Below are 11,535 nucleotides of genomic sequence, written 5' to 3'. Positions count from 1 at the left end.
CACAGGTTTTGCGTTGTTCACATCCTTTGTGTCCGACACCAATCTCTGTGGGAGCTGGCTTGCCAGCGATGGAGCCTTATCAAACGCCGACGATATCCGCGCCTTTAATGGTCTGACTACGCTGCCCCGACGCCCCAACCGGCACTTCACCCTTGAGCGTCACTCGCCGCACGATGCGATCCTGAGTGCCGTAATCATCAATCGCATAATGCTGCGTCGACCGGTTGTCCCAGATCGCTACATCACCGGCCTTCCAGCGCCAGCGCACGGTGTTTTCCTGACGAATCACATGGCTCTGCAACAAGCCGAACAGGTGCGCCGAATCGGCTTGCGAATAACCCTTGATGCGCTTGACGAAGTGCCCCAGCAGCAAGCTCTTCTCGCCGCTGATCGGGTGGACTCGCACTACCGGGTGCTCGGTCTCGTAGACGGTTGAAGTGAAGACCTTGCGATAGCGCTCCAACTTCTCCGCCGACACGTCTGGCTTGGCCCCGGCGTAGTCGTATTCGTTGCTGTGCACGGCGACCAGTTTGTCCGCCAGCTCGCGCAGCTCGCTCGGCAGTTCGTTGTAGGCGGTCGCGGTGTTGGCCCACAAGGTGTCGCCACCGAAGGCCGGGGCCACCACCGAGCGCAGGATCGAGGCTTTGGGGTAGGCGTCGACGAAGGTCACGTCGGTGTGCCAGGAGTTGGCGCGCTGGCCCTCGGCGCCGTCCAGTTCCAGCAGATAACGGGTGCCCTCACGCACCGGCACGGTCGGATGCGCCACGGGCTCGCCGAGCAGATGGGCGAAGGCTTCCTGGCGCTGATCGTCGAGCTGGGTCTGCTCGCGGAAGAACACCACCTTGTACTGGATCAGCGCCTGCTGAATGGCTTCGACGGTAGCGGCGTCCAATTCACCGGACAGGTGCACGCCACGAATCTCGGCGCCGATACGGCCGGCCACCGGATGGATTTCCAGCGCGTGGACAGCGGGTTTTACAGCGAGTGCGGCATTGCTCATGGGTAGACCCTCATCGACTGCTTGCGGTTGGGCGACAGCGAAACATGGCTCTATTTATATTCCATTTACATCTAATAGATATTCACATGCTTCGTTGACGGAATAAGAGCTTGCATTTAAAACCTCAAGCAACCCTCGTCGCAAATGCCTTCGAGCTATTTTTAGGATGCCGGGAAAGCATATGGATCTTCGTCAGTTGCGCTACTTCATCGCCCTCAACGAACACCGCAGTTTTGTCCGTGCGGCGGACGCGATGGGCATCACTCAACCGGCGTTCAGCCGCAGCATTCAAGGGCTGGAGCAAGAGTTCGGCTGCGTGCTGGTGGATCGCGGCAACAAGGATCTGCGCCCCACCCCCGAAGGCCAGGTGGTGCTGCAACACGCCCTGACCCTGGTGCAGGGTGCGGCGTTGCTCAGCGCTGAAGTGACGCAAATGACCAAGCTTGATGCCGGGGAGCTGCACTTTGGTTGCGGCCCGGCGCCAGCGGTGAAACTGGTCCCGGATGCGGTGGCGCAATTCATCAACGCGCACCCGAAAGTGCGCACCTGTTTTCAGGTGGACAACTGGGAAAAACTCAGCCGCGCGCTGAGCCGCGAAGAGATCGAATTCTTCATCGCCGACATCCGCCATTTCGAGGCCGATCCAAACTTCCAGACCCAGGCCCTGACGCCCAAACGCGGGGTGTTTTTCTGCCGGCCCGGGCACCCGCTGCTGGCCAAGGAAAGCTTGTCGACCAACGACATGTTCGACTACCCGCTGGCGACCACGCTGATCCCGCCAGGGATTCGCAAACTGCTGGCGAACCTCAGCGGCCGGATCGATTTTTCGCCGACCATCGAGACCGAGCATTTCCCGGCGCTGGTGAAAGTGGTGCTGCAATCCAATGCGATTGGCGTCGGCACGGAAGAGGCGTTCGTCGAAGACATTGCCCAAGGTTCACTGGCGCTGCTGCACTGGCGCAACCTGCCGCAGAATCTGGAGAGCATGAATGCGCGCTGCGGGATTGTCAGTCGTACCGGGTTTCGCCTGTCGCCCGCAGCAAGAGCGATGATCGAGACGTTGGTGGCGGTGGATAAACAGGAAGTCAGCGTCGCGGTTTGAAGATCAAAGGATCGCAGCCTCTCTTCCAGAGAACGCATGCCCCTGTAGGAGCTGCCGAAGGCTGCGATCTTGTGATTTTAAAGCTTGGCCGCCGCCAGTTCAGGCACCACCCAATCACTGACCTTGAACGGTTTGCGGATCAGTTTCTGCTGCGCCGCCAGATCCACCGAGTCCTGTAATTTGCCGAGGAACACCGGGTCCAGCGTCGACGGGAACACTTCGCTGAGTTTCTGATCCTGCAGGTCCTGGGTCAGGATCAGCGGTGGATAACTCGCCAGCCCCGACACCAGTTGCACGTAGGCATCCTTGTTGTTGTCCTGGGTCAGCCAATCCACGGCTTGTTGCTGCGCCTTGAGCAGCTTTGCCACGACCTCCGGGTGCCCGTCGACAAACTTGCCGGTGCCCACCAGCACTGACTGCACACTGCCGGCCCCGCCCAGATCCTTGGTGTTCAGCGGCAATTCCGCCAGCCCCTTGGCTTGCAGGGCCGTCAGCCCGGAACTGCCCCACGATGCGTCGATCTGTTTAGCCGCCAATGCCGCGACCGCTGCATTGAAGTCGAGGTTGATCACCTTCAGATCCTTTTCGCTCAGGCCCTGACTGGCCAGCGCCGCATCAAACGACAACTGCGTGGCGGTGCCACGGAAGATCGCCACACGCTTGCCCTTAAGATCCTGCAAAGTCTTGATCCCCGAACCCGGGACTACGCCCAGATATTGCTTCACGCCACGCGCGCTGGCGCTGAGCAAACGTGTGTCGAGGCCATTGGACTTGCCGATGATCGCCGCCAGGTCGCCCAGATACGCCAGATCGACCTGACCGTTGGCAAACGCCTCGTTGATCACCGGTCCGGCGCCCTTAAAGAAGCTCCATTGAATCTTGATGCCCTGATCGGCGAAAGCTTTTTCGAAGATCTGCCGATCACGCAGCACATCCACCACACCGCCGCCGCTGTGCTGGGTGCCGGCGCTCAGGTCAGGCACAGCGATCCGGATTTCCTTGAGCTCGTCGGCCTGCGCGGTAAACGCCAGCAGGCCCGCCAGTGCCGGAATGGCAAACAGACTGAAAACTCGTTTGAAGGGAAGGTTCATGGATGTAGCTCCTTGATCACGACAGGCGTTGAGGAGCCGAAAGTAGGCCGAAGCGTGACCTTCGCTTAAATACTATAAATGCACATTTTTATAGCTATTAACGCTAAGCAAGCAACAGCGCGGGCTTCAGCGGCGTATGCATTAACAGCATCGAAAATATTCTTCGAATGCATTGGATGCGCGATGTTCTGGAAGCCTTAAATGGCGCTGCTTATCTCCAAATTCAATATTTTTAATATCGCTTATAACAATTTGTTTATAGCTAATACCACTGGAGATCGCAGCCTTCAGCAGCTCCTACAGGAGCGAATTCACGGACGCGTCCCCCTGTAGGAGCTGCCGAAGGCTGCGATCTTTTGATCTTGCTCCCGATCCAACCCGACAACGGAGGTCACCCATGGCCCGTGATTCCCTGCTCAGCCTGCCGCTGCCCGCGCCGCCCCTGAAACGTCATCGGGCGTGGCCAAGCCTCAACCAACGCCTGTTGCCCTGGCTGCTGCCACTCAGCCTGTTCGCTCTGTGGTGGCTGGCCGCGCGCAATCAATGGATGAGCGAACAGATTCTGCCGGCGCCATCGCTGGTGTGGAACAGCGCCATCGAGCTGTCCCAGGGCGAGCTGTGGAGTCATTTGTGGATCAGCCTGCAACGCCTGCTCTGGGGCTTGCTGGCTGGCATCTGCGCGGGTGCGGTGCTGGGTGCCGCACTGGGTTTCAGCCGGCGCCTCGAACGGTTGGTGTTTCCGACCTTCGCCGGTCTGGCACAGGTGCCAACGCTGGCGTGGATTCCGCTGTTCATGGTGTTTTTCGGCATCGGCGAAGTGTTGAAACTGGTGGTGCTGATCAAGGCCATCGTGGTGCCGGTGACCCTGCACACCTTGGTCGGCGTTCGAGATGCGCAACCGAAACTGCGCGAAGCCGCCGCCGTGTTGCGCCTGCCGTCGTACTTGCTGATCCGGCGTCTGGTGCTGCCCGCCGCACTGCCAGCGTTCATGGCCGGCGTACGCCTGGCCCTGGCCGCTGGCTGGACGTCCTTGCTGGCGGTGGAGCTGTTGGCGTCCAGCGAAGGCATCGGTTACCTGATGGTCTGGGCACGGCAACTGTTCATGCTCGACATCGTGTTCGTGTGCATCGTGGTTATCGGTGTGCTCGGCGTGGCGATGGATCGCGGCATCGGTTTTCTCGACCGCAAACTGGTGCACTGGCCGCACCCGGCCACCGCAGAAATCCGCGGTGGCCCGCGCTATGAAGGCTGGCAGCGGCTGCAACCGTGGTTGTTGCCGCTGAGCCTGATCGGTTTGTGGCAAGTAGCGAGCGATCAGCAATGGGTCGATGCGAACATCCTGGTCAGCCCGTTCGCGGTGCTGGAAACAACAAAAAACGGTTTGCTCGACGGCACGCTGATCAGCGGCATGGCCTTGAGTCTCGGTCGTACCCTTGGCGGCTTGCTGCTGGGCGGCGGACTTGGTTTTGCCCTCGGCTTGCTGCTGGGGCTTTCACGCACCAGCGAACGACTGCTCGGCCCGACCCTCGCCGCCATCCGTCAAATCGCGATTTTCGCCTGGGTGCCGCTGCTCACCGCGTGGTTCGGTTTGGGTGAATTGGCGAAGTGGGTGTTCGTCGCCCTCGCCGCGTTCTTTCCGTTGTTCATCGCCACTCAGCGTAGCGTCGCCAGTCTCTCGCCACACCTGAATGAAGTCGCGCAGGTACTGCGCCTGAGCCTCGGCCAGCGCCTGCGCCGTCTGGTGCTGCCGGGCGCGGCGCCGGGGATTTTTGCCGGGCTGCGCCTGAGTCTGATCTACGCCTGGCTCGGCACCATCGGCGCCGAATACTTCATGCCGTCCAACGGCGGCATCGGCAGCCAGATGATCGGCGCCCAACAACTGCTGCGCATGGACCTGATCATGGCCGGAATGCTGCTGGTCGGCCTCACCGGCGCCCTGCTCAACCTCATCGGCCAACGCCTGGAAATTCGCGCCACTCGCTGGAGACACGCATGAACGCACCGATTGTCAGCTTCACCCACGTAGGCAAATCCTTCGACGTCGACGGTTTCGAACTGGAGGCGATTCGTGAATTCAACCTCGACATCGCCGAGGGCGAATTCGTCGCCATCGTCGGGTCCAGCGGTTGCGGCAAATCCACCTTGCTGCGTTTGCTGGTGGGCCTCGACACGCAGTTTCGCGGGCAGATCAGCGTCGATGGCAAAGCCGTCAGCGGCATCGGTAGCGAGCGCGGCATCGTATTTCAGGAGCATCGACTGTTCCCTTGGCTGACGGTGGCCGACAACATCGGTCTCGGTCTGGTCAACGAACCACTGAGCGCCGCCGAAAAGCAGCAGCGCATCAACGATTTCATTGAGCTGGTCGGCCTGCGCGATTTCACCCGGGCCTATCCGCACCAGCTCTCCGGCGGCATGGCGCAGCGCGTGGCGATTGCTCGCGGACTGGTCGCCAGCCCACGGATTCTGCTGCTCGACGAACCCTTCGGCGCACTCGATGCGCTGACCCGCCAGCAGATGCAGGACGAACTGCTGGCGATCCGCGACCGGGCAAAAATCACCACGATTCTGGTCACCCACGACGTCGAGGAAGCGATCTTCCTCGCCGACCGCGTGGTGGTAATGGAGCCGCGTCCGGGACGGATCAAGCAGGTGGTCGACATCGCCTTGCCGCATCCACGTCAGCGCAGCAGTTTCGACTTCCATCAGTTGCGTGAAGAACTGCTGCACGAACTGACCAGTGACGACCATTACCAACCGAGCCTGCCGGTGCAGATCCGCGATCTGCCGCTGTCGTTCATTGCCTATTGAGAGGAGCTGTATCGATGCCGCAACGCCCCAACTTTCTGGTGATTCTGGCCGACGATCTCGGCTTTTCCGATATCGGCGTCTTCGGTGGCGAAATCGCCACGCCGAACCTCGACGCGCTGGCCAACAATGGCCTGCGCCTGACCGATTTCCACACCGCACCGACCTGCTCGCCAACGCGTTCGATGCTGCTGACCGGCACCGACCACCACATCGCCGGCATCGGCACCATGGCCGAAGCGCTGACCCCGGAGTTGATCGGCAAACCGGGTTATGAGGGCTACTTGAATGACCGCGTGGTCGCCCTGCCCGAGCTGCTGCGCGAGGCCGGTTATCAGACCCTGATGAGCGGCAAATGGCACCTCGGCCTGACGGCTGAGCTGGCGCCGCAGGCCCGTGGTTTCGAGCGTTCGTTTTCGCTGCTGCCGGGGGCGGCCAACCATTACGGTTTTGAACCGACCTACGACGAACACACCCCGGGCCTGCTGAAATCGACGCCAGCGCTGTACATCGAAGACGACACCTTTATCGATGAGCTGCCCAAGGATTTCTATTCGTCGGACGCCTTTGGCGACAAGCTGCTGCAGTATCTCAAGGAGCGCGATCAGAGCCGGCCATTCTTCGCTTATCTGCCCTTCTCCGCACCGCACTGGCCGTTGCAGGCACCGGCCGAGGTAGTCGAAAAATACCGTGGCCGCTATGACGCCGGTCCCGAAGTCCTGCGTCTGGAACGCCTGGAAAAACTCAAGGCGCTGGGCCTGATCGAGCCGGATGTCGAGCCGCATCCGCTGATTCAACTGAATGCACAATGGGCTGCGCTGAGCGCTGAGCAACGACAGATTTCCGCGCGAGCCATGGAGGTTTACGCGGCGATGGTCGAGCGCATGGACTGGAACATTGGCCGGGTGGTCGATTACCTGCGCCAGCAGGGCCAACTCGATAACACCTTCATCCTGTTCATGTCCGATAACGGCGCCGAGGGTGCGCTACTGGAAGCGTTCCCCAAGTTCGGCCCGGAACTGCTGACGTACCTCAACCAGCATTACGACAACAGCCTCGACAACATCGGACGTGCCAATTCCTACGTCTGGTACGGACCGAGCTGGGCGCAGGTGGCGACCGCGCCGTCACGGCTGTTCAAGGCGTTCACCACCGAAGGCGGGATTCGCGTACCGGCGCTGCTGCACTATCCGCAATTGCCAATCAAAGGGCAGATCAGCCACGGTTTCGGTACGGTGATGGACATCACCCCGACGATTCTCGATCTGGCCGGCGTGCGCCATCCGGGCAAGCAATGGCACGGCAAACCGGTGGCGCCGCTGCGCGGCAAATCATGGCTGGGCTTTTTGTCTGGCGAGACGGCGCAGGTGCATGACGAGCACACCGTCACCGGCTGGGAATTGTTTGGCCGCCGGGCGATTCGCCAAGGGTCGTGGAAGGCGGTGTGGATCCCCGGGCCGGTGGGGCCGGCGACCTGGCAGCTGTATGACTTGAGCAGTGATCCGGGGGAAATTCATGATCTGGCGTCGAGTCAGCCGGACAAGCTCAACACCTTGATCGGGCATTGGCAGAAATATGTGGAGGAGACTGGGGTGATTTTGAGTGCTTCGCCGTTTCAGCCGGATTGAGGTTGCCTGATCCGGCGCCTTCGCGAGCAAGCTCGCTCCCACAATGGAAATGTGTTCCCCAGTGGGAGCGGGCTTGCCCGCGAAGAGGCCCGCAAACTCTCCTATCAAGCCTGAGCCGTACGCGCCTCCCCCGCTACCACTTCATCCTTGCGTACAAACCGGTTAGCCCGCCCAAACGTGCCGAAATCATTGAACCGCACGCCCATCTCACGCATCACCTTGTGCGCCACCGGCACGGTCATCTGCCGGATGTAAAACGGTTCCTTCACCACGAAATGATGAATGCCGTGGCTGCTGCCGAAGTTGAAGCAGAACGCCTGCAGCGGCCACAGCCACCACGGATTGAGCACTTGGCATTGCTGCAGCACGTTGCCCGCCTCGATGTCGCCGTAGTAATGCATGTTCGAGCTGATGAAGTGCAGGCAAAAGGTGCGCAGCACGTTCGGGCCGATGATCACCACTGCCGCGATGTCGATCACCTGCATCACTGACAACGTGGTCGCCGACCATTCGATCGGCGAACCCACGAGGTAAGCCACGCCATTTGCCGCGTGGAAGCCGAGAAACACGTACCACGCGCCCCAGTGCAGCAGCGCCAGTGGCGCATAGACCTTCAGGGTGCGTTTGATGATGTTGATTTTGTGGGCCCAGGTCTTGGCCCGCAGCATGCGGATGAACGCCGACATGACGTTGTCGCCGACCATCAGCAACCGCGCAAAACCCCATGGTTCGCCGTTGGTGATTGCGCGCTCTTCCATGTCGGTTTCAGTGCCGGACACCTTATGGTGATTGAGGTGCAGATGGCGACGGATCCACGGATTGATCGTGCTCGGCCGCGCCAGCCACACCAGGCCCATCATCAGGTTGTGCGGCACGCGCTGCTTGCGGAAATACATGCTGTGGATCAGGTCGTGCTCCAGCTCGTGGGTCAGGGAGGCGAAAAACGCGTTGAGCAACAGACACACCCACCACGCCATGTGGCCAGTGACGTACAGCGTCGCCGAACCGATCATCCCGGCCAGGGCAAAAGCCAGAATCCCTGCACCGAGAGCGTCCTGATGCTGCAGGATCGGGTAGCGCTCACGCAGTTCGACGCCTTTGGCCAGCACCACTTCGCGAATATGCGCTGATCGCTGGGCAGCATTGTGTCGCTGGGGACTTGCAGAAGTACGGTCCATGCTTCCATCCTCTGTTTATTGATGTTCGCATCCTGCCCTGCGAACGCTTTATTGATGGTAGCCGTGAACGCCAACCTGTTGACCGGAAGCGCCAATCAGCATGAAGGAACCGACCTCACTCGCCAGCTGGACCCGTGCCTTGCGCAAGCAACTCGATGCGCTGGGGCTGGACAGTATCGGCCTGTGCCAACAGGCCGGGCTCGACCCACAGTTGATGGACGACCCGAACGCGCGTTATCCGTTGTCCGGCACCACGCGCCTGTGGCAACTGGCGGTGCAGTTCAGCGGGGATCCGGCGATCGGTCTGCGAGTGTCGCGGTTCGTCAGCCCGACCACGTTCCATGCGCTCGGTTACGCGCTGGTGGCCAGTGGCAGCCTGCGTGAGGTGTTCGAGCGCATCGTGCGTTATCACCCGGTGGTCAGCGATGCGCTGGAGCTGGAGCTGAGCCGCAGCGACGACCGCTACCTGTTTCGTCTGAAGATTCCGTCAGGCAATCCGGCGTCGGCTTTCGAAGCCATCGACGCGTTTGCCGCGATCTATGTGCGCACCTGCCGCAATCGCCTCGGTCGCGACTACGCACCGCTGGCGGTCTACCTGCGCCGCCCGGAACCCTCCGATGCACATCAGTGGCACAAAGTGTTCCGCGCCCCCGGTGCATTTTTCCTGCGCCGAGGATCGCCTGGAGTTCTCCCTTACCGACTTCGACAGCCACCTCGACGACGCCAACCCGGAACTGGCCGAACACAACGAAGCGGTGCTCAAGCGCACCCTGGCCCAGCTCCAACCGCTGACCTGGGAGCGCAAGGTGCGCGACGCCATCGAAGAACAACTGCCCGAAGGCGAACCTAGCGCCGAGCGCATCGCCCAGGCCTTGCACCTGAGCCTGCGCAGCCTGCAACGGCATCTGGCGGACGAGGGCTGTCGCTTCGACACGCTGCTCAACGAGAGCCGCGAAAACCTTGCGCTGCTGCACCTGCGCGATCCGCAATGTTCGTTGAGCGAGGTGAGTTATTTACTCGGATTCGCCGACACCAGCAGTTTCAGCCGGGCGTTCAAACGCTGGACGGGGATGACACCGGGGCAGTTTCGCGATCAGTTGCGCTGAACATCAGCCCTTGATCAAGCTGCGTTGCAGGCCAGATGTCCACTGTTCGATCATCGCCTCGCCCACTTCGGAAAACCCGGAATGCTTGCGACTGTATTCGGTCATTTCCTTGATCGCCATATGCATGCCATCAGCCACTTGTTGCAGTAATTCGCTGCAACGCGCCTCGCTCAGGTTGCATGCCGTACGACCAAACCGTACCAACATCTTGTACTTGGGCCAGGCTTTCGAACCGCCCAGCAGCAGCGCCATGCTATCGCTCTTGATATAAACCGACGTTGTAATGATGTCGTACGCCGGCGCGAGCCTGACGGATGACTGCTCTGCACTATTTTCGTAAAGCACGCCGAAATTCTTCAGATGCGCATCACCGTTTTTCAGTCCCGCAGACAACGCGACAATCTTGAAAAACGCTTCCAGGGCAGAGCCCAGCAACTGCGGCGAGACGAAAGCCTTGATCTGCCGCGCGGCACCTTCATAGGAACCGTCATATTTGGCCTTCGATGGCCACCCGTTCAGTACACAGAAATCTTCGAAACCGAGGTATCCCGAATCGCTCAGGTCAAAACGCTCGACCACCAGAAATTTACCGCGCTCGCTGAGCTCGAATTTTGGCACTTCAAGACCGCAGTGCTGCGCCGCCCGCATACAGAAATATTCGTTGGTTGCCAACTGCGGATACTCTTCGGCGCGAAAGGCTTTGACCAGATGAGTCGCCCCCCGATGAGTCAGACGATCAATCGCGGCAGCGCTGTCACGCACCAGCACTTTGGGCTGCACGCCTGACACTCCGGAATACTGACCGTAGGTCTGTAACAGATCTTCGAACAACCCCTGAGCACCATCGTGTACCAGCAGATCGCTCAGGGATGTTGCTGGAAGCGGCTCGGTTACCGGTGCGCTGGCAATTGCCAGACGGCCGAGCTGATGTGGGCCGACAATAGCCAACAAAGCAAAATCATCGAAGCCCCGCACGGCCTTACTGAAGCGCCGCATCAACTCCTCCCGCAGCGCGCCTTCGGGCAGGTTCATCTCGAAGACGGGATGGATGCCATGCTCCCAGCCATAGCTGTCCAGGCGGGTCGGCATCGTCAGCGATACAGCATTGTCCGCGCTGGCATCTTCACGGTAACTGAACACACTGTCGTCGCGAACCTGCCCGCGCCCCAGCGTCCCGACCACCTGTTCACCCACACGGATGTGCAACCTGTCTGGCGTTTCAGTCATGGAAATTCACTTTTTGCAGCGTGTCGAGGGTTGGGCGATTGGACTTGCGGGGAACGGCAACCAGCTCGTAACCGAAGCCGTTAAGAATCGCCTCGACTTTGCGCAGGCCGATTTCGGAGACCGTATTGTTTTCAATCCCCGAGATGGTGGCGCGGCTCATGCCATATTGTTGAGCCAAGGCCTGCTGGGAAAGTTTGCGCGCCTTGCGCAAGCTTTTGATCAGTTCGCCGATCTGTTCCATTGCGCAAACCTGCACTATTTACGATGCATTTATAGATAAATAATCAATGTGCATCGCATGCGATGCACTAATTGCCAAACTCTAGCTGAGTTTCTGATTACTTGCACGGCGCATTATTGGCTCAGGACAAAACCCAGCTCGAACACCGTCTCACTCG

At 60.2% G+C, this 11,535-nt stretch carries 9 protein-coding genes and 1 pseudogene; 5 read left to right on the top strand and 5 right to left on the bottom strand.

The window, feature by feature from the left end:
• Positions 1-79: 79 nt before the first annotated feature.
• A complete protein-coding gene (locus tag HT737_RS16920) occupies positions 80-1,000 on the bottom strand; it encodes a TauD/TfdA family dioxygenase (protein ID WP_182403364.1) in 921 nt (306 codons plus the stop codon).
• Between the two features lie 181 nt (positions 1,001-1,181).
• Between HT737_RS16920 and HT737_RS16915 the strand changes: the two genes are divergently transcribed.
• A complete protein-coding gene (locus tag HT737_RS16915; protein WP_041071095.1) occupies positions 1,182-2,102 on the top strand; it encodes a LysR family transcriptional regulator in 921 nt (306 codons plus the stop codon).
• Between the two features lie 77 nt (positions 2,103-2,179).
• Here the strand turns inward: HT737_RS16915 and HT737_RS16910 are convergent, their stop codons facing one another.
• Positions 2,180-3,193: an ABC transporter substrate-binding protein gene (locus HT737_RS16910; RefSeq protein ID WP_182403362.1), complete on the bottom strand. Its 1,014-nt coding sequence runs from the start codon at positions 3,191-3,193 to the stop codon at positions 2,180-2,182.
• 397 nt (positions 3,194-3,590) lie between these two features.
• On the opposite strand from HT737_RS16910, the gene HT737_RS16905 reads away from it, so the two are divergent.
• Genes HT737_RS16905 through HT737_RS16895 form a run of 3 tightly spaced genes read left to right on the top strand, consistent with a single transcriptional unit; the run spans position 3,591 to position 7,626 of the window.
• The gene (locus HT737_RS16905) at positions 3,591-5,189 is read left to right on the top strand and encodes an ABC transporter permease (protein WP_182403360.1); all 1,599 of its coding nucleotides are present in this window, start codon (positions 3,591-3,593) and stop codon (positions 5,187-5,189) included.
• Positions 5,186-6,001, top strand: coding sequence for an ABC transporter ATP-binding protein (locus tag HT737_RS16900; protein WP_047290774.1), 816 nt, complete (start codon positions 5,186-5,188; stop codon positions 5,999-6,001). Before HT737_RS16905 ends, HT737_RS16900 begins: the two co-directional genes overlap by 4 nt.
• A gap of 14 nt (positions 6,002-6,015) precedes the next feature.
• Positions 6,016-7,626, top strand: a complete 1,611-nt coding sequence (locus HT737_RS16895) for an arylsulfatase (RefSeq protein ID WP_182403357.1) — start codon at positions 6,016-6,018, stop codon at positions 7,624-7,626.
• A 104-nt stretch (positions 7,627-7,730) separates the two neighbouring features.
• On the opposite strand, the gene HT737_RS16890 is transcribed toward HT737_RS16895, so the two are convergent.
• Positions 7,731-8,804: a fatty acid desaturase gene (locus HT737_RS16890; RefSeq protein WP_182403355.1), complete on the bottom strand. Its 1,074-nt coding sequence runs from the start codon at positions 8,802-8,804 to the stop codon at positions 7,731-7,733.
• A gap of 100 nt (positions 8,805-8,904) precedes the next feature.
• Between HT737_RS16890 and HT737_RS16885 the strand changes: the two are divergent.
• Positions 8,905-9,910 (top strand): annotated as a pseudogene (locus HT737_RS16885) (AraC family transcriptional regulator).
• 3 nt (positions 9,911-9,913) lie between these two features.
• Here the strand turns inward: HT737_RS16885 and HT737_RS16880 are convergent.
• Positions 9,914-11,137 carry a type II toxin-antitoxin system HipA family toxin gene (locus HT737_RS16880; protein WP_182403353.1) on the bottom strand — a complete coding sequence of 408 codons (1,224 nt, stop codon included), beginning with the start codon at positions 11,135-11,137 and terminating at the stop codon, positions 9,914-9,916.
• Complete coding sequence (locus HT737_RS16875) at positions 11,130-11,378, bottom strand: helix-turn-helix domain-containing protein (protein WP_182403351.1); 249 nt, start codon at positions 11,376-11,378, stop codon at positions 11,130-11,132. The genes HT737_RS16880 and HT737_RS16875 overlap by 8 nt, the downstream gene beginning before the upstream one ends.
• Between the last annotated feature and the right edge of the window lie 157 nt (positions 11,379-11,535).

Origin of the sequence: Pseudomonas sp. MD195_PC81_125, from assembly GCF_014060985.1 — a bacterium.
Lineage (GTDB): Bacteria > Pseudomonadota > Gammaproteobacteria > Pseudomonadales > Pseudomonadaceae > Aquipseudomonas > Aquipseudomonas parakoreensis.
Note: the sequence above shows the minus strand (reverse complement) of the source record. Positions and strands in the feature narration are given on the sequence as shown.